Here is a 21,112-nt window from a genome sequence, read left to right on the forward strand (position 1 = left end):
TCTCACTCATTAAAATCAATCAAAAAAGACGTAATAAATTATGGATAATCAATCAGGAATGTTGTACATCGTTGCCACCCCCATCGGAAATTTGCAGGATATCAGCCAACGGGCATTGGATACATTGGCACATGTCGATCTGATCGCGGCGGAAGATACCCGCCACAGCGGCTTGTTGCTGAACCATTACGGGATTAAAAAACCGCTCTTTGCCCTGCACGATCACAACGAACAACAAAAAGCCGAGTTGTTAGCCAAGCGGTTGCTTAACGGTGAAAATATTGCTTTGATTTCCGATGCCGGCACGCCGCTGATTAGCGATCCGGGTTTTCATCTGGTGCGCCATTGCCGCCAAGCGGGGATTAAAATCGTGCCGATTCCCGGCGCCTGTGCCGCGATTACCGCACTTTGTGCCGCCGGAATTGCGTCGGATCGTTTCTGTTTTGAGGGGTTTTTACCGGCGAAAAGCAAGGCAAGACGGGATAAATTCGCCGAACTGAAAAACGAAAGCCGCACGTTGATTTTTTACGAATCGACCCACCGTATTCTCGACAGTTTAGCCGATATGCAAACGGTCTGGGGCGGTGAGCGTTATTTGGTTTTGGCGCGTGAACTGACAAAAACATGGGAAACCATCCACGGTGATACGCTGGAAAATTTATTGGCTTGGCTGCAACAAGACAGCAACCGCAGCAAAGGCGAAATGGTGCTGATTGTCGAAGGGCAAAGTGCGGTCGAGGAAAGCGAATTCTCCGCTGAGGCAGTCAATGCGTTAGCACTGATTCGTCAGGAACTGCCGTTGAAAAAAGCCGCTGCGATTGTGGCGGAACTGTACGGCTATAAAAAGAATGCGCTGTATCAGTTCGGGCTGGAGCGGTTTAAATAAACCGCTCGACCGTTGTTAATCGTTATTGTGCCATTTTCTTCGCCGCTTGCAAAAAGCCTTGTGCGGAGCGGTAGATTTCATCTTTGCCTTGCACCGCTAAAATCAGATCGGATAATTCGCGGAAAGCCCCCTTGCCACCGCCGAGGGTTAACGTGCGGTCGGCAGCTTGTTTGACATAATCCGGCGCGTCGGCGACGGCGGCAGAGAAACCACAGACGGCGAAAGCGGGCAGATCCACGCTGTCATCGCCGATATAGGCGGTTTGCCCGGCGCTGACGCCGGCTTGCCGCATTAATTCAAAACAAGCGCTCTCTTTTTCCAATTTACCGAGCAAAAACAGATCGATTTTCAAATCGGCAATCCGTTTGCGCAGAATCGCAGAATCGCGCCCTGACAGTACCGCCACTTGAATGCCCGATTCGATCAACATTCTGATACCCAAACCGTCACGCACATGGAAGCATTTCAACGCTTCGCCGTTGGCGTCGTAATACAGGCTGCCGTCAGTGAGCACGCCGTCAATATCGGTGATCACCAGTTTTATGTCGCTGAGTTTATTGTTCATGTTTTCCCCTGTTTAGTAAGAGAATTCAAACAGACCGACCACTTTTTCCTGCTCCAACACAATCAGCGAGTGGATTTTGTGCTGGCGCATAAAGTCTTCCGCCTGTCCCATATAAGCGTCAGCTTGAATGGTTTTTGGATTGACCGACATAATATCCGCCGCAGTCAGGCGCATACATTTAATGCCTTTGCCGGTGAAGGCGCGACGCACGTCGCCGTCGGTGATAATGCCTTGCAGTTTGTCGTCTGCCATCACAATCGCAATCCCCATCCGTCCTTCGGTCATTTTCGCCACGCAATCGGCAAACGAGGTGGCAGGCGATACCAACGGAAGTTGCGTTTGCATTGCGTCACGCACACGGCTGAGCAAACGCCGCCCCAAGCTACCGCCGGGGTGGAAGCGGGCGAAATCGGTTGCTTGGAAATCACGCGCTTTGATTAAGGCAACGGCAAGCGCGTCGGCAAGGGCGAGGGTGACAAGTGCGGAGGTGGTCGGCGCAAGGTTGTTCGGGCAGGCTTCGCGCTCGACCGAAATATCCAGCACATAATCGGCATGTTTTGCCAGCGTGGATTCGCGATTGCCGGTCATGGCGATAATGCGGTTGCCAAAATTTTTCAGACTTGGGATCAGTTTATTGACATCGTCGGTTTCGCCGCTGTAGGAGATCAAAATCACGATATCAATCGGTTTGAGCATGCCCAAATCGCCGTGAAAGGCTTCGGTCGGGTGCAGGAAAAAGCTCGGCGTGCCGGTGGAAGCGAAAGTCGCCACCATTTTTTTGCCGATTAATCCGGATTTCCCAATACCGGCAATCACCAAGCGCCCTTCGCAATCTAAAATCGCTTCGACCACTTGTGAAAATTCGCCGTCGAGGCGCAAACGTAAGCGGCTGATCGCCTGTTCTTCAATCGTGAGTGTTTCTTGAGCAATGCGAATGTAGTTCATAAAAACCTTATGCGAAGTATGTTATTACCATTACGGGTTATTCTAGAGTAATAATGTAATTTGGCAAGGCTGTTTTAAAAGGCTATCTTAATCGCAAAAATTCGGCTATACTGCGCGCCGAGTTGGTCAGGCAATCGCTGGTTTATTGAAGCTCTCAACCGTTGGTGTGATTTCGGTCACGGAACAACCTAGAGGACAAGTAGACGAGAGGAAAGTCCGGGCTACACAGGGCAGAGTGCCGGATAACGTCCGGGGGGCGTGAGCCTACGACAAGTGCAACAGAGAGTAAACCGCCGATGGCTTTTCAAGCACAGGTAAGGGTGAAAGGGTGCGGTAAGAGCGCACCGGGCGACCGGTAACGGTTCGTTGCAGGGTAAACTCCACTCGTAGCAAGACCAAATAGGAACTCAATGGGTGTGCCCGCTCAGAGTTCGGGTAGGTTGCTTGAGCGTTTGTGCAAATAAACGCCTAGAGGAATGATTGTCCACGACAGAACCCGGCTTATCGACCAACTCGGCTTTTCTCACCGCTTTTTATCTTGCGGGTTCGACCGCACTTTTCTTCTTATTCCTTCTATTTTATTCCTCGGTAAAACGAATCAAGCCCTCTTGTTGCGTGCTGGCAATCAAGCGCCCTTGTTGATCAAAAATTTGTCCGCGCGCCAAGCCGCGTGCGCCGTAGGCGTTATTGCTTTCAACCGCGTGCAGCAGCCAATCATTGAGATCAAACGGGCGGTGAAACCAAATCGCATGGTCAATGGTGGCGACTTTCATACCTTTTTCCAAAAAGCCTTTTTTATGCGGGTGAAGTGCGGTCAGCAAGCAATGGAAATCGGAAAAATACGCCAATAAACATTGATTGATTTTCAAATCGTCCGGCACGCGCCCGTTGGCTTTAAACCACGCATATTGCGCCGCCGGGAATTCGCGCCCCTGAAACGGGTTGTTCAAATATTTGCTGCGCACATCAAACGGGCGTTCGGCGGTGAGTTTGTCTTTAATCTGCGGCGGCAAATATTGTGCCACCGCCCGCACTGCTTCCAGTTCATTGATCAGTTGATCAGGCGGCTCAACGTTCGGCATTGGGCTTTGGTGATCAAAACCGTTTTCCACGCTTTGAAAGGAGGCGGTCACGTGGCAAATCGGTTCGTTATGCTGAATCGCTTTGATTCGAAGTGCGGTAAAACTGCGCCCTTCACGCAACACTTCCACATCGTATAAAATCGGGTGTTGCGCGTCGCCGCTGCGCAAAAAATAGGCATGGCAGGAGTGCAGAATGCGATCCGCCGGCGCCACGTTCATACCGGCGGCGAGGGCTTGGGCTACGACTTGCCCGCCGAACACTTGTCGCAAGCCGAGATCGACGCTTTGACCGCGGAAATAGTGATCATCGATGGTTTCAAGGGTGAGTAAATCAATCAGTTGTTCGAGTACGCTAGACATAAATTCGCCTTATTTTTGAGGAGTTTCTTTTTTGGTTATAACAAAAGCGGCCGTAAAACACAACTGCCATAAAAACAAACAAGTGCGCGAGAAATAAGCGGGCGTGAGGGTTAAACTTGCAAAGTGCGGTCAATTGTAGGACAATGCACCGCACTTGACGGTTCGCCGTCAATCCTATGGATTCCCTCTTGGTTCCTCGCAACGGTGTTTGGTTCACCGGGTCAGGTTCGGAAGAAAGCAGCCCAAGTCAAATTTCCGTGTGCCGAGATCAAGCTGGGAGGGAGTCCACCACGTTTTTCCATTCCTATTTCAGCCAATTAAATTTAATTTTAAAATTTTTTCTGCAACTTGATCTTTAGAGTCAGCCGCCTATAATCAAAGTAACTCTTGTTACTACTTTTTTGTAATCTGGCGATCAAAGATCTACGCGCCGGTTATCGGTGGAGTGCAGTATGAAAAAATTACGCTTTATTTTGCCTATTGCCGCATTAGTCGGCGGCGCCGTCTGGTTTGTCCAACAAGATTCGCAAGTAAGTAACCCGCATATTGCCCATGTCAACGGGCGTTTGGAGTTGGCAAGGATGGACATTGCCAGTCTGTATGCCGGGCGGGTTGAGTCAATTGAAGTCAGCGAAGGGCAAATGGTCGAAAAAAACGCGTTACTTGCCACGTTATCCTCCGCCACCGTTCAAGCTCAGCTCACAGCGGCACAGGCGCAACAAGCGCAGGCGGAACAAGCGGTCAACCGCGCGCAAGCACAAATCGAAGCCCAGCAACAGCAACTGAAAGTGGCGGAGATGGATTTGGCCAACGCGCAAAAAATGCGGCGTGATAATTTGATTTCCCGTTCCGAGTTAGAGAAACGCCAAGCCGAGCACGCAGCGGCAAATGCGGCATTGCAAGCGGTGCAAGCGGCAAAACGCGAAGCCGAAGCCGCCGTGCAACAGGCGAAAGCGCAGGTAGAACAAGCCAGTTCAGTCGATCAGGACATGGCGGTGCGGGCGCCGCAAGCCGGGCGGGTGGAATACAAACTTGCCGAAGTCGGTAACGTGATCCCCGCCGGTGGTAAAGTAGTGAGCTTACTCAATTTAAATGATGTCAGCATGAATCTGTTTTTCCCTACGCCGACGGTGAATAAAATCGCCTTGAATAGCGAAGCACGGATTGTGTTGGACGGCAGTGATTTTGTTTTTCCGGCAACCGTAACCTATATCGCCGCCGACGCCCAGTTTACCCCGAAATATGTCGAAACCCGGGCAGAGCGCGAAAAGTTGGTATTTAAAGTCAAATTACAAATTCCGAAAGAAATTGCCCAACAATATTCCGCCTATTTGCGCGGCGGAATGACCGGTAACGGTTATGTTTTGACGGAAAGCAATGCTCAATGGCCTGAAGCGTTACGGCTTAACTTGCCGCAGTAAAGATTGACGGTGAGCAGGAAGGTGATTATGCCGGCGGATTCTCAAGTCCAAGCAGTTAAACTGGAACAGGTTTCACACCACTATAAAAAATTACAAGCGTTAGATAACGTCTCGTTCAGCTTGCCGCGCGGGAAAACCGTTGGTTTAATCGGCCCCGACGGCGTTGGCAAGTCGACATTATTATCTTTGATTGCCGGAGTCAAAGTGATTCAACAAGGTTCGGTTCATGTATTGGGTTTGGATCAAGCCGACGCAACGCAACGGCATGAACTCTCGACCAAAGTGGCGTTTATGCCGCAAGGCTTAGGCAAAAACCTTTATCCCACCTTATCAATCGATGAAAATATTGATTTTCACGCGCGCTTGTTCGGTTTGAATCGCCGGCAGCGCAAGCAACGTATCCGACGCTTATTACAGGCAACCGGATTACTGCCGTTTCGCGAACGCGCGGCGGGCAAACTGTCCGGCGGCATGAAACAAAAACTCAGTCTCTGTTGTGCGTTGGTGCACAATCCGCAATTGCTGATTTTAGACGAACCGACCACCGGAGTTGATCCGTTGTCGCGCCGGCAATTTTGGCGTTTGGTCAACGAACTGCGGCAAGAAAATCCCGAGATGACGGTGATTGTGGCGACGGCGTATATCGACGAAGCCGAGCAATTTGAATATCTGTTGGCGATGGACGACGGCAAATTATTGGTTAATAAACCCACGCGCGAGGTGTTGCGGCAAAGCGGCTGCGATACGTTGGAACAAGCCTATATCAAACTCCTGCCGCAAGAGAAACAAACGGATTGGAACGATTCCCGAATCCCGCCATTTGAGCCGGAAGCCGATTCGCCGCCGGCGATTGAAGCTCACGCTTTAAGCAAAAAATTCGGCGATTTTACCGCGGTCGATAACGTCAGTTTCAGCATTGCCAAAGGCGAAATTTTCGGCTTTTTAGGCTCTAACGGCTGTGGTAAAAGCACCACCATGAAAATGCTGACCGGCTTGCTTGACGCCACCTCGGGCAGCGCCAAGTTGTTAGGCAAAAGTGTCGATGCCGGCGATATGGCAACCCGCAAACGGGTGGGCTATATGTCGCAATCCTTTTCTTTGTACGAAGAATTAAGCGTGCGCCAAAATTTGGTGCTGCACGCCAAATTGTATCAATTGGAAGGCGCTCAGGGCGAGGACGCCGTGAAACAAGCCTTGAGCCAATTTGAATTGAACCAGGTGGCGGAAAGCAAGCCGACCGCACTTTCCCTCGGGGTGCGGCAACGGTTGCAACTGGCGGCGGCGTGTTTACATCATCCCGAAGTGTTGATTTTGGATGAGCCGACTTCCGGCGTCGATCCGGCGGCGCGCGATATGTTTTGGCAATATTTGTTGAGATTATCGCGCCAAGATCGGATTACCATTTTTGTTTCCACCCATTTTATGAACGAAGCGCAGCGCTGCGATCGGATCTCGTTTATGGATCGCGGCAAAGTGCTGGGCGTCGGCACGCCGGAAGCATTGCAAAAAGAGAAAAACGCGGCAACGTTGGAACAAGCTTTTATCCTGTTTTTGCAGGAGCAAGAGGATAAACAGGCGCCAACAGATACCGAGAACAGGCAAGCGGAAACGGAAAAATCGCCGCACGGCAATGGGAAAAATACGGAATTGCAACTCTCGTTCGGGTTGCGTTATTGGTTCAATATTATTTGGACGTTTGCCATCCGCGAAGGCAAGGAATTGTTGCGCGACCGCATTCGGCTGCTGTTTGCGGTATTCGGTCCGGTGGTGCTGCTGCTCGCGGGCAGTTGGGGGATTTCGTTCGATGTCACCAATCTGAAATTCGCCGTCTGGGATCAAGATAAAAGCTATCATAGCAGGCAATTATTGGAGCAGTTTTCCGCCTCGGATTATTTTGAATTATTGGAACAAGTGCCGGACAGACAGACCCTTTCCGGCTTGCTGAAAGGCGGCAAAGTGCGGTTGGCGCTGGAAATTCCGCCTCATTTCGGGCGCGATTTGTTGCAACGACGCAAACCGCAATTGGCGCTCTATGTTGACGGCTCAATGCCGTTTAGCGGTGAAAATATCGCCGGTTACAGTCAGGGCATTCTGCTGCAATATGTGCAGCAGCTCTATCGTCAGCAAGGGATCGACTTGGAGGGGGCGTACGATCTGGAAGTGCGGTTTATGTATAATCAGGCGTTTAACAGTGTGAACGCGATTTCGCCGGGCTTGATCATGCTGACCTTGATGATGGTGCCGAGCATGATGACCGCACTTGGCGTGGTGCGCGAAAAAGAGATCGGCTCGATCACCAATTTATATGCCTCGCCGGCATCGGTCACACAATATCTATTGGGCAAACAACTGCCGTACGTGCTGTTATCCTTGCTCAGTTATCTGGTGTTGATCGGGTTAACCGTTTTTGTGGTCGGGGTTCCGTTGAAAGGCTCGTTTTGGGCAATGAGCTTGGGCGCCTTGGGTTTGATTCTGGCGTCCACTGCCTTTGGATTGCTGGTTTCCACCTTTGTGCAATCGCAAGTGGCGGCGATTTTCGGCTCGGCGATCATCAGTATGGTGCCGGCGGTCAGTTTTTCCGGTTTCCTCTATCCGATGTCCACCTTAACCGGCGCCGGTTATTGGATCGGGTGGAGTTTTCCGACCAGTTGGTACAACTTGATTAGCCTCGGCGCTTTCACCAAAGGGTTGGGATTCGCCGGCTTTATCCCGTTATACGGCATGTTATTGCTGTTTTTTGTCACTTACCTGACTGCCGCCAGTCTGTTGTTGAAGAAACAGGAGAAATAACATGCAGTGGTTAAAAAATGTGTATTATTTGTCGATGAAAGAACTGCGCAGCCTGTTTAGCGACGTCACCCTAATCGGGCTGGTGGTGATCATGTTCACCTTCACCATTTATTCGATCGGCAAAAGCGTCACCACCGAGGTGAAAAACGCCTCGGTCGCGGTGTTCGATCAAGACCATTCGACACTTTCTTATCAATTACGCGATGTGATTTTGCCGCCTTATTTCAAACAGGTGGTGGAAATCGATGACGATCGGATCGATTCGAGCATGGATAACGGCGAGTATATCTTTGTTCTCACTATTCCGCCGAATTTTGCCGTCGATTTGTTGGCAGGCAAACAACCGCAACTGCAATTGCTGGTCGATGCGACCGCGATGACGCAAGCAGGCGTCGGCGCGAATTATTTGAATCAAATTATCAGCCGTCAAATCAATCAATTTTTAGGCTTGCCCGACAGTGCGCAATTGTTGCCGTTTGAACCGGTGGTGAATGTGCTGTTTAACAGCAATTTATTGACCGAATGGTTTATGCCGACCACCCAGATCACCGGCAACTCCAGTTTGTTGGCGCTGATTTTGGTCGGCGCGGCGGTGATCCGCGAGCGCGAACACGGCACGATTGAACATTTATTGGTGATGCCGGTGTCCGCCAGTGAAATCGCCTTTTCCAAAATTTTAGCCAATAGCTTGGTGATTTTAGTGGCGGCGATGTTGTCGCTCTATTTTGTGGTGCATAAAATCATCGGCGCCCCGATTAACGGCTCGCTGTGGTTGTTTGCCTTCAGTGAAGCGGTTTATCTGTTTTCGGTGGCGGGCTTGGGGCTGTTTTTGGCGACGCAAGCGCCGACCATGCCGCAATTCAGCCTGCTGTGCATTCCGGTGTATATCGTGTTGTATCTGCTTTCCGGCGGTACTTCGCCGTTTGAGAGCATGCCGCCGTTGGTGCAGGACATCATGTCGTTTTCGCCGCTGACCCAATTTGTGGCGATCAGCCAGGACGTGCTGTTTCGCGGCGCCGGTTGGGAAACGATTTGGCACCGCTTGGTGATAATGGCGATTATGGGCGCCGGCTTTGTGACGCTGGCAATCGTGCGTTTCCGTTCGATGTTGGCACGGCAGAATTAATCGCTTGGCGAGAAAAGAATAAGGATCAGCTTATGCAAAAGCATTATTGGGTGTTAACCGCACTTTCGTTGTATCTAACCGCCTGCAGCAATACGCAGGTGGCGTTGGATTCCAACATTGAGTTGCCGTCGCAGTATCAACAGACCGCCGCGGCGCAAGGCAGCCAACAAATCAGCCGTTGGTGGCGGCAGTGGCGTGATCCGCAATTGACGGCATTGATTGAACGCGGATTGCAACAAAATTTCGATTTGGCGATCGCACAAAGCCGCTTGCAGGAAGCACGGGCGATCTCTGCGCTGGCGGGCGCCGAGTTAGCGCCGAAAGTGGGCGCCAGCGGCAGTTTGGGCGGGCAGCGCATGCAACTGGATAATAATCTGCCGCCAGCAGTACGCCAAGTGACGGGCAATGATGATTTCTCCGCCAAAGGGCATGCGATTTTGGGTGGCGTGGCAGCCTCTTGGGAACCGGATATTTTCGGGCAAAAACGCAGTGACGTCGATGCCGCCAAATATGCCGAATTGGGCGCGCAAGAGCGGGTTTACGGTACGCAAATGCTGGTTGCCAGTGACATTGCCGATGACTATTTGCGTGCCCAAAGTGTGTTGCAACAACAGCAGATTCTCAACCGCACTTTACATACCTTGCAGCAATTGCAACGTTATATTCAGGGGCGTTTCGAGGCGGGGCAAGTCAATGCTTATGAATTAAATGAAATCGCGGCGAAAATCGACGCGCTGCAAGCGCAACAAACCGGTTTGCAAGCACAGTTTGACGCTTATCAGCGCAGTATTGCCGTGCTGAGCGGGCAAGTGCCGCAAGGCTTTAAACTGAATATCAAGCAAATGCGGCAAGCCAATCTGTTGCAACGCTTGCCGCAACCGCCGCAGGGACAACAGCCGGGCAGTTTATTGACACAACGCCCGGATATCCGCGCCAATGCCGCCGCGGTACAGGCGTATGCCGCCAAATTAGCCAGCGCCAAAGCCGATTTGTTGCCGCGCTTTGATATTCAATTTTTATGGCAAACCGGGCGGATCGAGCTGGACGGCGATTTGCCGGCACTGAAAGGTTGGGGCGGTTTGGGCAGTATCGGCGTGCAGCTGCCGATTTTCACCGCGGGGCGGATCGACGCCAATATTCAGGCGGCGGACGCGCGCTTGCAAACCGCACTTTTGCAATATGATCAGTCGTTGTTACAGGCGTTAGCCGAAGTGGACAGCAGTTATCAGGCGCAATTTGCCTTAACCAACCAGATTCGCTGGTTAAACCACGCACAGCAAAAAGCCGCACGGCAAGCACAGGATTCGGAGAAATTGTTCCGTTACGGCGATAAAACGCTGGATGTTGCTTTGCGGGCGCGTTTGGACGCATTGGATTATCAGCAAAATCTGCTGAAAGTGCGGTTAGCCGCCGGACAAAATTTGCTGAATTTGTACAAAGCGATTGGCGGCGGCTGGCAAGCCGAGCCGTCGTCGCAGGAAAAACTATCGCAATAATAGATAAAAAATCGGGGCTGAATCAAAATAACCTTCGATTCGGTTTGCTCAATCTATAACAATTTATTAAAATGCCAGTCTCTTTTCGTCGTCCTGATCATTGTTATTATGACGACGATTTTCTTTTATAGATAAAGGATTTATAAAAAAACCTACCCGAAATGGGTAGGCTGTTTCCGTTATGGCAATTTTGGCACTTGGTATCAACCACAAAACCGCACCGGTCGAGCTGCGCGAAAAAGTCGCTTTCAGTGATGAAAAGCGGCTGTCGGCGTTGCGGCAGATTCGGCAGACGGATTTGGCGGAAAGTGCGGTGGTGTTGTCCACTTGCAACCGTACCGAGTTATATCTGCATAACCGCCACATCTCGCCGCAAGAAGAGAGCGCGCAAAATCAGCAATGGCTGGAGCGGATTATCCAATGGTTTGTGCAGTTTCACGGGCTGAGTGCGGATCAAGTGCGTGATAATCTCTATCTGGCGCAAAATTCGGCGGCGACCCGCCATTTAATGCGGGTGGCGTGCGGCTTGGATTCGTTGATTTTGGGCGAACCGCAAATTTTGGGGCAGGTGAAGCAAGCCTACCAAGCCAGCGAAAGCGTCTATCGGCAAAACCTCAGCGGCGAGTTTTCGCGTCTGTTCCAAAAAACCTTTGCCACCGCCAAACGGGTGCGCAGCGAAACCGACATCGGCGGAAGTGCGGTTTCGGTGGCGTATGCGGCGACCAGCCTGGCAAAACAGATTTTCGACTCGTTGCAACCGCTGACGATTTTACTGGTCGGGGCAGGGGAAACCATTGAACTGGTCAGCCGCTATTTGTTCCAACAAGGGGCGGAGAAAATTATTATCGCCAACCGCACGTTGAAGCGTGCGCAAGCGTTGAGCGAACGGGTCGGTGCAATGCAATTGCTGCCGCTGGATCAGTTGCAACAGGGGCTTAACCGCGCCGATATCGTGATCACCTCGACCGCCAGCGATCAACCGCTGATCACGGCGGAAATGGTGAAACAGGCGCAAAAACAGCGCAAGTACCGCTCGATGTTGATTATTGATATTGCCGTGCCGCGCGATGTGGAAGAACAGGTCACGGAGGTTGACGCGGTCTATCATTACAGCGTGGACGACTTGCAACACATTATTCAGCATAATCTGGCACAGCGGCAAAAAGCCTCCGAACAGGCGGAGCAGATTATTCAACAGGAGAGCCAAGATTTTTTCCATTGGCTGAAACTGCACCAATCCTCGAATTTGATCCGTAAATATCGCGATCAAGCGGAAGAAACGCGGCAAGCCTTGCTAAGCAAAGCCCTGAGTGCACTTCAACAGGGGCAAGATCAAGAAAAAGTGTTACAGGAGTTGAGTTACAAACTCACCAACCGTTTGTTGCATGCGCCGACCCAAGCGATTCAAGGCTTGGTGAAATCCGGCGACAGTGAGGGTTTACAACACTTTTCAACCGCACTTGGCATTGTCGATGTCGGCACCGAACACGAAAACTAGTGAATCGAATTGCCCGATTGGCTGATTTTGATCAGCATTTCTCTTAAATTTCAGCTAAAATAGCTAGGATTTATCTGTTTCATACTTAAGGAATCCAATGAAACCGTCAATTATTACCAAATTGGAAAATTTACAAGAGCGTTACGAAGAACTGCAAGCCCTGTTGGGCGATCCGGGCGTGATTAACGATCAAGACAAATTCCGCGCCTATTCCAAAGAGTATGCGCAGCTGGAAGATGTGGTGCAGTGTTTCAGCCGCTGGAACAAATTGCAAAGCAACTTGGAAGAAGCGCAAATGCTGCTGGACGATCCGAGTATGCGCGAAATGGCGATGGAAGAGATCGACGAATCGCGGGCCGAAATCGAGCAGGTGGAACAACAGCTGCAAGTGTTGCTGTTGCCGAAAGATCCGAATGACGAATACAACTGCTTTCTGGAAATCCGCGCCGGCACCGGTGGCGACGAAGCGGGCATTTTCAGCGGTGATCTGTTCCGTATGTACAGCCGTTATGCCGAGCTTAAACGTTGGCGGGTGGAAGTGATGAGTGCCAACGAAAGCGAGCAGGGCGGCTATAAAGAGATTATCATGAAAGTCAGCGGCGACGGCGTGTACGGACAGCTCAAATTCGAATCCGGCGGACATCGGGTGCAGCGCGTGCCGAAAACCGAATCGCAAGGGCGGATTCACACTTCCGCTTGCACCGTCGCGGTAATGCCGGAACTGCCGGAATCGGAATTGCCGGAGATCAATCCGTCCGATCTGAAAATTGATACCTACCGCTCTTCCGGTGCGGGCGGACAGCACGTTAATACCACCGACTCGGCGGTGCGGATCACGCACTTGCCGACCGGAATCGTGGTCGAGTGTCAGGACGAGCGTTCGCAACATAAAAACAAAGCCAAAGCGATGTCGGTGTTGGCGGCGCGGATTGTCAAAGCGGAAGAAGAACGCCGCGCAGCGGAAGTCTCCAGCACCCGCCGTGATTTGCTCGGCAGCGGTGATCGCTCCGATAAGATCCGTACTTACAACTATCCGCAAGGGCGGGTTACCGATCACCGTATCAATCTGACGTTATATCGCTTGGACGAAGTGATGAACGGCAAAATGGAAGAGCTGATCCAGCCGATTATCACCGAATACCAAGCCGATCAGCTGGCGGCGTTGTCGGAAGGGAATTAGAATCCCTTTTTTCAACAGCAAAATAAATCTCGGGTGGGGCTTGCCCCGCCTCAAATTCCTTGCTTGAAATAGCGAGCAAACAATGACCTATCAACAATGGCTTGAATTTGCACAAGCACAACTTCATCACAGCGAGAGCGCTAAACTCGATGCACAACTGTTATTGCAACAGGTAACCCAACGCAGCCGCGCCTCGATTATGGCATTCGGCGAAAGCGAATTAAATCACGGGCAACGGCAACGCCTGACCGCACTTTTACAGCGCCGGCTCAACGGTGAACCGATGGCTTATATTCTGGGTGAAAAAGAGTTCTGGTCGCTGTCGTTAAAGGTTTCCCCGCACACTTTAATCCCGCGCCCCGACACCGAAGTGTTGGTCGAAAAAGCCCGTAGCCTGATTGCAGCGGATTTGGCGCAAAGTGCGGTCAAACCGTATCGTATTTTGGATTTAGGCACTGGTTCAGGCGCCATTGCGTTGGCGTTGGCGCAGGAATTTGCGGACGCGGTGCAGGTGGTCGGCGTGGATAAAATAGCGCAGGCGGTGGCATTGGCGCAGGAAAATCAGTTTAAAAATCAGATTCGCAATGTTACTTTTTTGCAAAGCGACTGGTTCAGTAAACTTGATCAAAATTGTGTATTCGATATGATTGTCAGTAATCCGCCTTATATTGACGAACAAGATGAACATCTTTTTCACGGCGATGTACGTTTTGAGCCATTGTCGGCATTGGTCGCCGAAGAACAAGGCTATGCGGATTTACGCTATATTATCGAGCATGCCTTGCAGTATTTAAAACCAAGCGGCTGGTTATTATTGGAGCATGGTTGGCAGCAAGGGCAAAAAGTGCGATCTTTATTCCAAAAATATCACTGGCAAGCTATTGAGACGATTAAAGATTACGGTAATAATGAGCGGGTGACATTGGCACGTTTTCCTAACTAATATTAAGAGATTGATAAGATGAAAATAGAATTTTATCCATTGAGCGAGCAACAACGGCAATCACAACAAGCATTAATGACTTATTTGCTTGAAGTCTATGAAATCACCCAAGCCGAACCGCAGGTGCGGCATGTATCGGCGCAATTGGACGCGTTGGCAGAAAAAGCACGGACGGCAATTGATCAAACACAAGATTTGCAGGCGCAAATTCAGCAATTAATGCAATTGGTCTATCAGGATTGGGCATTTGTTTGCGATGAAGATCCTTATCATTTCCCGGCGGATTGTTTATTGATTGATAAGTTGCTTGAGAAAAAATTAGGTGCGGATCTCAGCCTCGGCGCATTGGTTTTGTTCTTGGCAGAACGCCTGAATTTACCGCTCTTTCCGGTGAATTTTTCGACACAGCTGTTATTGCGCGCCGACATTGAGGGGAAAATGCTGTTGATTAATCCTGTCGACGGGCAAACCGTGCAGCAAGAAGTACTGAATCAGTGGATTGCCGACTATATCGGGTTTTATAAATTGCCGGAAATCTACGATATATCCCCGGCGGATGACAAAGCGCTGGAAACGCTGAAAGCACACTTGGCGCAACATCTTAAAAACGGTCTGATCCGTGAAGAGCGGACGGATGAAGCACTGCGTTATATCAATGAGCGCTTAAAATTGAATCCGAAAAACCCGTATGAAATCCGTGATCGCGGTTTGGTAATGGCAACTTTAGGCTGTACCAAAGAGGCCGTGGCGGATTTTAGATTTTTTGTACAACGCTGTCCGACAGATCCGATGGCCGATTTATTACGCGATCAAATTATGGGCGGGCTGGACGTCAACTATTCGGTTCATTAACCGATTAATCAAAGTGCGGTTGTGATTGGCTTAAGGGGTTGATCACAACCTTTTATTCTTATTTCAACTTAACTAAGCGAGCGACCTATGTTAAAAATTGTGCATTTAGACAGCAGTTCTTTACCGAAACACATTCCGATTCCCCGTCCGGCTATTGAACATGAATGGATCGCTTATGCCGCGACCGATCCGGAACAGACCCTTGGGCGTTTACAAGGCGCCGATGTTGCCGTGACCAACAAGGTGCTGATTACCAAAGAATTAATGCAACAGCTGCCGAATTTAAAATTGGTTGCCGTCACCGCCACCGGCACCAATAACGTCGATTTGGAAGCCGCCAAAGAGTTGGGGATCACGGTTAAAAATGTTGCCGGGTATTCGTCGGTGTGCGTGCCGGAACACGTATTAGGTATGATTTTTGCCTTGAAACACAGTTTAATGGGTTGGTATCGCGATCAACTGACTGATCGTTGGGTGGAAAACAAACAGTTCTGCTATTTTGATTATCCGCTCACCGACGTGCGCAATTCGGTGATTGGCATTTTCGGCAAAGGCAATCTCGGCAGCGAGGTCGGACATTTGGCAAGTGCGGTCGGCATGAAAGTGTTATATGCCGAACACAAAGACGCCGCCACCTGCCGCGACGGTTATACGCCGTTTAATGAAGTCTTGGCGCAAGCGGATTTCGTGACGTTGCATTGCCCGCTCACCCCTACCACACAAAATTTAATCAACGCGGAAACCTTGGCATTAATGAAAAAAGGCGCGTTTTTAATCAACACCGGACGTGGACCATTGGTTGATGAAAACGCCTTGGTTGCGGCATTAAAGAACGGTCAGCTCGGTGGCGCGGCGATTGACGTGATGATCAAAGAGCCGCCGGAAAAAGGCAATGTGGTGATGGAAGCGGCAAAAGTGTTGCCGAATCTGCTGGTGACACCGCATATCGCCTGGGCGGCGGATTCGGCGGTGGAAATTTTAGTCGGCAAAGTGCGTGATAATATTGAGCAGTTCGCCGCGAGTTTAAAATAAGTGGGAGCCAAATTGAGTTCTGTACCGCTGTTTATCGCATGGCGTTATTGGCGATCCAAAAGTGCGGATCGTTTCGGACGCGTGGTGACCTGGCTTGGCAGTATCGGCATTGTGCTGGGCGTGATGGCGTTGGTGATTGTGCTGTCGGTGATGAACGGTTTGCAACAGCAACAAAAAGAAAATGTACTCAGCACCTTGCCGCATGCGGTGATTCAACCGTTAGCGGGCAATTTGGCGGCGGATTTTAACTTGGATCCATTGCCGCCATTTGTGCAAAGTGCGGTCGGGATCAACAACAGCGATGTGATTTTGCAAAGTGCTACGGGACTTGGCGCCGCGCGGATTATCGGCGTGTCCGATGTGGCAGACGATCCGATTTTAACATGGGACGAATTGGATTTGACGCAACTACTGGCGCCGAGTGATTACCATATTTTGCTTGGCACAACGTTGGCAAACGAGCTCAAACTGAAGGTCGGCGACAAAGTGCGGGTGATGTTGGCGGCGAACAGCCAATATACCCCGTTCGGGCGCGTGCCGGTGCAGCGCTTGTTTACCGTTTCCGCCATTCTGAACGGCGGCATGAACAGCGATCAACGCCAAGTGTATGCCAATATTCAAGATGTCGGGCGTTTGCTGCGTATTCCGCCGGAGGAAGTGCAAGGTATTCGCTTGTTCCTCGACGATCCGTTTAAAATTACCGAACTCCAAGATTATTTCCCGCCAAACGAGTGGAAAATCGCTGATTGGCGCGAACAGAAAGGCGAATTTTTCCAAGCGGTGGCGATGGAAAAAAACATGATGGGCTTGCTGATCGGGCTGATTATCGTGGTGGCGATTGCCAATATCGTCACTTCCTTGAGCTTGATGGTGCTGGATAAACAGGGCGAAATTGCGATTTTGCAAACCCAAGGCATGAAAAAACGGCAGGTAATGCAGATTTTTATTTTTCAGGGCTTATTGGTCGGGCTGATCGGCACGTTGCTCGGTTGCGGCTTGGGCGTAGTGGTGGCGCAATATATCAATCGGATTATCAGCGCACTCAGTCAAAGTGCGGTTGCTTTGCCGGTGCTGTTCGACGGGGCGCAACTGGCGCTGATTGTGCTTGTCACTTTAAGTTTAACCTTATTATCCACCCTTTATCCGGCTTATCGTGCAGCCAAAATCGAGCCTGCCGACGCACTACGTTACGAATAATGCTACCAATAATTGAGAACGATTATGAACCAGATCCTGCCACAAACAATGAATAAAACCGCACTTTTGGCGTGCCGTAATCTGTGCAAATCCTATCAAGAGGGCGACAACCGAACCGAGGTGTTGAAACGGGTCAGCTTTGCCATGCAGCCGAGCGAACTGGTGGCGATTGTCGGCAGTTCGGGATCGGGAAAAAGCACCTTGCTGCATGTGTTGGGCGGTTTGGATCGCGCCGATAGCGGCGAGGTGGTGCTGAACGGTGAAAATGTGTTTGCGCTGTCCGCCGATAAATTGGCGGAATTGCGCAACCGTTATTTGGGCTTTGTTTATCAATTTCATCATCTGATGGCGGATTTTACCGCACTTGAGAATGTGATGATGCCGTTGCTGATTGGGAGACAAAATAAAAGCGAAGCCGGAGATCGTGCCGAACAGATGTTAAGTGCGGTCGGGCTGTCGCACCGCACTTCGCACCGCCCGTCGGCATTGTCCGGCGGCGAACGGCAACGGGTGGCGATTGCGCGCGCCTTGGTCAATCGTCCGGCGCTGGTGCTTGCCGACGAACCGACCGGCAATTTGGATCGCAAAACCACAGAAAGTATTTTTGAGCTGATTCAACAACTGAATCAAGAACAGCAGATCGGTTTTTTGTTGGTCACCCATGATATGAATCTTGCCAACAAGCTGTCGCGCCGCATGGTGATGCAAGACGGCGTATTGCGCGCGGATCAGTAAAAAGGGAGTGAATAAAATGAATACGCCCTTTTTTATCGCCTGGCGTTATCAACGCGGCAAACAGAATAACCGCTTGGTCAGCCTGATTTCGGCATTTTCCACCCTTGGCATTGCGCTTGGGGTGGCGGTGCTGATTATCGGTTTAAGCGCAATGAACGGCTTCGAACGTGAACTGCGCCAGCGTGTGTTGGCGGTGGTGCCGAATATTGAAATTAATGCCTATCAAAGCGCGAACCAAGCGAGCGAAATTCACGATTGGCAAAACTTGGCGCAACGTTTGGCTTCGCAGCCGATAGTGAAAGGCATTGCGCCCTATGTCAGTTTCACTGCGTTGATCGAAAACGGCAACCGTTTGAAAGTGGCGCAATTGCGTGGAGTGGAGAAAAATCTGCAAGATCAGGTCAGCGCAATGGGGCAGTTTGTGCAGGATAACCGTTGGGCGGATTTCGGCGCGCAATCGGGCTTGATTCTCGGTGCAGCCATTGCGCGCGAATTGGATGTGCAGGTCGGCGATAGCGTGTCGCTGCTGTTGTCACAGGCGAGCGATAATATGGCGAGCAGTCAGCCGAGGCGCTTTCGTTTGCCGGTCAGCGGCATTTTGCGTTTAGACGGACAACTGGATCACAGTTTTGCTTTGCTGCCGATTGCCACCGCGCGTGAATATTTAGGCATGACCACACGGCAAGCGACGGGCATTGAAATCGCGTTGCGCGATCCGTTTCAGGTCAATCAAATCGATTACAGCAGCCTGCATGATTATCCGCAGCAACTGACCGCCACCAGCTGGCTCGGTAAATTCGGCTATATGTACCGCGATATTCAGATGATCCGTAGCGTGATGTATATCGCCATGGTGCTGGTGATCGGGGTGGCGTGTTTTAATATTGTTTCCACCTTGATTATGGCGGTGAAAGACAAGCAGGGCGATATTGCGATTATGCGCACCTTGGGCGCGAATAACGGCTTTATCCGCGGTATTTTCATCAGCTACGGTTTATTGTCGGGTATGAAAGGCTGCTTAATCGGGATTATGCTCGGGGTGCTGTTGGCGTTAAATTTAACCGGGATAATTAAAGGTATTGAAGCCTTGCTGCACACTCAAATCTTATCCGACGGCATTTATTTTGTTGATTTCCTGCCGAGTGAGTTGCACTGGAACGATGTCGGTTTAGTGCTGCTTTCCGCGTTGCTGCTGAGTTTGATCGCCAGTCTTTATCCGGCAGCAAGGGCGGCAAAATTACAACCGGCGGCGGTGTTGAGCAGTTATTGATTTGTATTGATGAACTAGTTTACTAGTGCAAAGATAAATGTTAGACTTACAACCTGATTTTCACTTTATTGATAAATTAGCGAAGTAGGATAGGGGCGGATTATATATCCGCCCGTTTACGAAGTGCGGTATTTGTAGTTAATTGATTGTGGGTAGGTGCAAAGTGCGGTTCGGGCGGATATATAATCCGCCCCTACAATCAGAATTTAAAATATTACCAAATTAATCAATATATTAATGACTATTTTATTGTTTACAACTAGGGACGAACACGATGTATAAGAACGACGATTTACGCATTGCCAATATCCAGCAATTACTGCCGCCGGTAGCGTTATTGGAAAAATATCCGGCCAGTGATGTGGCGGTGCAAACCGTTGAATCCACCCGCCAAAAAGCCCATGAGATTATCCATGGTAATGATGATCGTTTGTTGGTGATCATCGGACCTTGCTCCATTCACGATCCGCAAGCGGCATTGGAATATGCTGAAAAAATCAAACAAATGCGTGCCGAATTAAGCGGCGAACTGGAAATTATCATGCGCGTTTATTTTGAAAAACCGCGCACCACCGTTGGTTGGAAAGGTTTAATCAATGATCCGTATTTGGATGACAGTTACCAGCTCAATGACGGTTTACGCATTGCGCGCAAAGTTTTATCGGATATTAACGATTTAGGCGTGCCGGCAGCCGGTGAATTTTTGGATATGATCACGCCGCAATATGTGGCGGATTTTATGAGTTGGGGCGCCATCGGCGCGCGCACCACCGAATCGCAAGTGCACCGGGAGCTGGCTTCCGGCTTGTCTTGCGGCGTGGGTTTTAAAAATGCGACCAACGGCAGCGTACGGGTGGCACTTGACGCAATCGGTGCCGCCGAAGCGCCGCATAATTTTTTGTCGGTGACGAAATTCGGGCATTCGGCGATTGTCACCACCAAAGGCAACAACGATTGCCACATCATTTTGCGCGGTGGCGATAACAATACTAATTTTGATGCGCAATCGGTGGCGGACGTGTGCCAAGCCTTAGCCAAAGCCGGCAAAAAAGCGCACGTGATGGTCGATTTCAGCCATGCCAACAGCCATAAAAAATTCAAAGAACAGCTTGATGTCTCTGCCGATGTTTGCAGCCAAATTGCCAACGGTTCGAAGCAAATTTTCGGTGTGATGATCGAAAGTCATTTGGTGGAAGGTCGCCAAGATTTAACGGACGGCAAAGCGCTGGTTTACGGACAAAGTATCACCGACGGCTGCATAGGTTGGGCAGACAGCGAACAGCTTTTACGCAACTTGGCAAGTGCGGTCAAAGCACGCCGCGCAACAAAATAATCACTGTAATAACATCGTGATAAAATAATGTGATCCACTTCAAAAGAGCGGTTGATTGATGAGATTTAACCGCTCTTTTTGTATAAAATAAAAAATGAACCATCATTCATGACAGTAGTCAAAAGTAGTGCGGAATTTAAAATAAAGAAAATACACTAGCAAATTCGTAGGAGACGCTATGCAAGTCAGAGTATTTCAACGCTACAATCCTTTTCAAATCGCCCGTTATGTCAAAATTCTCTTTTCCGGTACTTTTTTTATCAGTGGTGTCGGACTGTTCGAATTTGAACAAGGCAAAATTGTGTTACCCAAAGTGAAAAATCTTAAAAAATTCAGTGTGATGTCGGAAATAAACCGACATATAAAACACTTGCAACAGGAAGCTTTGGCAACATAGTTTG

Annotated in this window: 18 protein-coding genes and 2 other RNA genes; 17 read left to right on the forward strand and 3 right to left on the reverse strand. The window is 50.2% G+C overall.

The window, feature by feature from the left end:
- The first annotated feature begins 40 nt into the window (after positions 1-40).
- Positions 41-886, forward strand: coding sequence for a 16S rRNA (cytidine(1402)-2'-O)-methyltransferase (gene rsmI, locus ACWA5Z_RS08445; protein ID WP_431051418.1), 846 nt, complete (start codon positions 41-43; stop codon positions 884-886).
- 22 nt (positions 887-908) lie between these two features.
- On the opposite strand, the gene ACWA5Z_RS08450 is transcribed toward rsmI, so the two are convergent.
- Positions 909-1,451: a KdsC family phosphatase gene (locus ACWA5Z_RS08450; protein WP_431051420.1), complete on the reverse strand. Its 543-nt coding sequence runs from the start codon at positions 1,449-1,451 to the stop codon at positions 909-911.
- A gap of 12 nt (positions 1,452-1,463) precedes the next feature.
- Positions 1,464-2,396, reverse strand: coding sequence for a KpsF/GutQ family sugar-phosphate isomerase (locus tag ACWA5Z_RS08455; RefSeq protein ID WP_431051422.1), 933 nt, complete (start codon positions 2,394-2,396; stop codon positions 1,464-1,466).
- 118 nt (positions 2,397-2,514) lie between these two features.
- Between ACWA5Z_RS08455 and rnpB the strand changes: the two genes are divergently transcribed.
- An RNA gene (rnpB, locus tag ACWA5Z_RS08460) (RNase P RNA component class A) lies at positions 2,515-2,916 on the forward strand.
- Between the two features lie 58 nt (positions 2,917-2,974).
- Here the strand turns inward: rnpB and tesB are convergent.
- On the reverse strand, positions 2,975-3,838 hold the full coding sequence (gene tesB / locus ACWA5Z_RS08465) for an acyl-CoA thioesterase II (protein WP_431051424.1): 864 nt from the start codon (positions 3,836-3,838) through the stop codon (positions 2,975-2,977).
- A gap of 185 nt (positions 3,839-4,023) precedes the next feature.
- Between tesB and ffs the strand changes: the two genes are divergently transcribed.
- From ffs to ACWA5Z_RS08540, 15 genes are all read left to right on the forward strand, one after another.
- Positions 4,024-4,116, forward strand: an RNA gene (gene ffs / locus ACWA5Z_RS08470) — signal recognition particle sRNA small type.
- 174 nt (positions 4,117-4,290) lie between these two features.
- Positions 4,291-5,259: an HlyD family secretion protein gene (locus ACWA5Z_RS08475; RefSeq protein WP_431051425.1), complete on the forward strand. Its 969-nt coding sequence runs from the start codon at positions 4,291-4,293 to the stop codon at positions 5,257-5,259.
- 27 nt (positions 5,260-5,286) lie between these two features.
- Positions 5,287-8,049, forward strand: coding sequence for a ribosome-associated ATPase/putative transporter RbbA (gene rbbA, locus ACWA5Z_RS08480; RefSeq protein WP_431051427.1), 2,763 nt, complete (start codon positions 5,287-5,289; stop codon positions 8,047-8,049).
- A gap of 1 nt (position 8,050) precedes the next feature.
- Complete coding sequence (locus ACWA5Z_RS08485; RefSeq protein ID WP_431051429.1) at positions 8,051-9,175, forward strand: ABC-2 transporter permease; 1,125 nt, start codon at positions 8,051-8,053, stop codon at positions 9,173-9,175.
- Positions 9,176-9,207: 32 nt separating this feature from the next.
- Positions 9,208-10,671, forward strand: coding sequence for an efflux transporter outer membrane subunit (locus ACWA5Z_RS08490; RefSeq protein WP_431051431.1), 1,464 nt, complete (start codon positions 9,208-9,210; stop codon positions 10,669-10,671).
- 181 nt (positions 10,672-10,852) lie between these two features.
- A complete protein-coding gene (gene hemA, locus ACWA5Z_RS08495) occupies positions 10,853-12,169 on the forward strand; it encodes a glutamyl-tRNA reductase (RefSeq protein WP_431051433.1) in 1,317 nt (438 codons plus the stop codon).
- 97 nt (positions 12,170-12,266) lie between these two features.
- Positions 12,267-13,349: a peptide chain release factor 1 gene (prfA, locus tag ACWA5Z_RS08500; RefSeq protein WP_431051435.1), complete on the forward strand. Its 1,083-nt coding sequence runs from the start codon at positions 12,267-12,269 to the stop codon at positions 13,347-13,349.
- 82 nt (positions 13,350-13,431) lie between these two features.
- Entirely contained in the window at positions 13,432-14,292 is an 861-nt protein-coding gene (gene prmC, locus ACWA5Z_RS08505; protein ID WP_431051437.1) for a peptide chain release factor N(5)-glutamine methyltransferase, read from the forward strand.
- An 18-nt stretch (positions 14,293-14,310) separates the two neighbouring features.
- Complete coding sequence (locus tag ACWA5Z_RS08510) at positions 14,311-15,144, forward strand: SirB1 family protein (protein ID WP_431051438.1); 834 nt, start codon at positions 14,311-14,313, stop codon at positions 15,142-15,144.
- An 87-nt stretch (positions 15,145-15,231) separates the two neighbouring features.
- Positions 15,232-16,176: a 2-hydroxyacid dehydrogenase gene (locus ACWA5Z_RS08515; RefSeq protein ID WP_431051440.1), complete on the forward strand. Its 945-nt coding sequence runs from the start codon at positions 15,232-15,234 to the stop codon at positions 16,174-16,176.
- Between the two features lie 12 nt (positions 16,177-16,188).
- Positions 16,189-17,373 (forward strand): lipoprotein-releasing ABC transporter permease subunit, encoded by a 1,185-nt coding sequence (locus ACWA5Z_RS08520; RefSeq protein WP_431051442.1) that lies wholly within the window; start codon positions 16,189-16,191, stop codon positions 17,371-17,373.
- 48 nt (positions 17,374-17,421) lie between these two features.
- Positions 17,422-18,108: a lipoprotein-releasing ABC transporter ATP-binding protein LolD gene (lolD, locus tag ACWA5Z_RS08525; protein ID WP_431054321.1), complete on the forward strand. Its 687-nt coding sequence runs from the start codon at positions 17,422-17,424 to the stop codon at positions 18,106-18,108.
- A gap of 16 nt (positions 18,109-18,124) precedes the next feature.
- On the forward strand, positions 18,125-19,378 hold the full coding sequence (lolE, locus tag ACWA5Z_RS08530; protein WP_431051444.1) for a lipoprotein-releasing ABC transporter permease subunit LolE: 1,254 nt from the start codon (positions 18,125-18,127) through the stop codon (positions 19,376-19,378).
- A gap of 274 nt (positions 19,379-19,652) precedes the next feature.
- Positions 19,653-20,711: a 3-deoxy-7-phosphoheptulonate synthase AroG gene (aroG, locus tag ACWA5Z_RS08535; protein ID WP_431051446.1), complete on the forward strand. Its 1,059-nt coding sequence runs from the start codon at positions 19,653-19,655 to the stop codon at positions 20,709-20,711.
- Between the two features lie 178 nt (positions 20,712-20,889).
- Positions 20,890-21,108 carry a DUF1107 family protein gene (locus ACWA5Z_RS08540; RefSeq protein WP_431051448.1) on the forward strand — a complete coding sequence of 73 codons (219 nt, stop codon included), beginning with the start codon at positions 20,890-20,892 and terminating at the stop codon, positions 21,106-21,108.
- The last annotated feature ends 4 nt before the right edge of the window (positions 21,109-21,112 follow it).

Source organism: Testudinibacter sp. P80/BLE/0925 (genome assembly GCF_053570785.1).

What these genes read in the sequence shown, in the direction of transcription:
- rsmI (WP_431051418.1), top strand. Translation starts at nt 41, where the DNA reads ATGGATAATCAATCAGGAATGTTGTACATCGTTGCCACCCCCATCGGA.
- ACWA5Z_RS08450 (WP_431051420.1), bottom strand. Translation starts at nt 1,451, where the DNA reads ATGAACAATAAACTCAGCGACATAAAACTGGTGATCACCGATATTGAC.
- ACWA5Z_RS08455 (WP_431051422.1), bottom strand. Translation starts at nt 2,396, where the DNA reads ATGAACTACATTCGCATTGCTCAAGAAACACTCACGATTGAAGAACAG.
- tesB (WP_431051424.1), bottom strand. Translation starts at nt 3,838, where the DNA reads ATGTCTAGCGTACTCGAACAACTGATTGATTTACTCACCCTTGAAACC.
- ACWA5Z_RS08475 (WP_431051425.1), top strand. Translation starts at nt 4,291, where the DNA reads ATGAAAAAATTACGCTTTATTTTGCCTATTGCCGCATTAGTCGGCGGC.
- rbbA (WP_431051427.1), top strand. Translation starts at nt 5,287, where the DNA reads ATGCCGGCGGATTCTCAAGTCCAAGCAGTTAAACTGGAACAGGTTTCA.
- ACWA5Z_RS08485 (WP_431051429.1), top strand. Translation starts at nt 8,051, where the DNA reads ATGCAGTGGTTAAAAAATGTGTATTATTTGTCGATGAAAGAACTGCGC.
- ACWA5Z_RS08490 (WP_431051431.1), top strand. Translation starts at nt 9,208, where the DNA reads ATGCAAAAGCATTATTGGGTGTTAACCGCACTTTCGTTGTATCTAACC.
- hemA (WP_431051433.1), top strand. Translation starts at nt 10,853, where the DNA reads ATGGCAATTTTGGCACTTGGTATCAACCACAAAACCGCACCGGTCGAG.
- prfA (WP_431051435.1), top strand. Translation starts at nt 12,267, where the DNA reads ATGAAACCGTCAATTATTACCAAATTGGAAAATTTACAAGAGCGTTAC.
- prmC (WP_431051437.1), top strand. Translation starts at nt 13,432, where the DNA reads ATGACCTATCAACAATGGCTTGAATTTGCACAAGCACAACTTCATCAC.
- ACWA5Z_RS08510 (WP_431051438.1), top strand. Translation starts at nt 14,311, where the DNA reads ATGAAAATAGAATTTTATCCATTGAGCGAGCAACAACGGCAATCACAA.
- ACWA5Z_RS08515 (WP_431051440.1), top strand. Translation starts at nt 15,232, where the DNA reads ATGTTAAAAATTGTGCATTTAGACAGCAGTTCTTTACCGAAACACATT.
- lolD (WP_431054321.1), top strand. Translation starts at nt 17,422, where the DNA reads ATGAATAAAACCGCACTTTTGGCGTGCCGTAATCTGTGCAAATCCTAT.
- lolE (WP_431051444.1), top strand. Translation starts at nt 18,125, where the DNA reads ATGAATACGCCCTTTTTTATCGCCTGGCGTTATCAACGCGGCAAACAG.
- aroG (WP_431051446.1), top strand. Translation starts at nt 19,653, where the DNA reads ATGTATAAGAACGACGATTTACGCATTGCCAATATCCAGCAATTACTG.
- ACWA5Z_RS08540 (WP_431051448.1), top strand. Translation starts at nt 20,890, where the DNA reads ATGCAAGTCAGAGTATTTCAACGCTACAATCCTTTTCAAATCGCCCGT.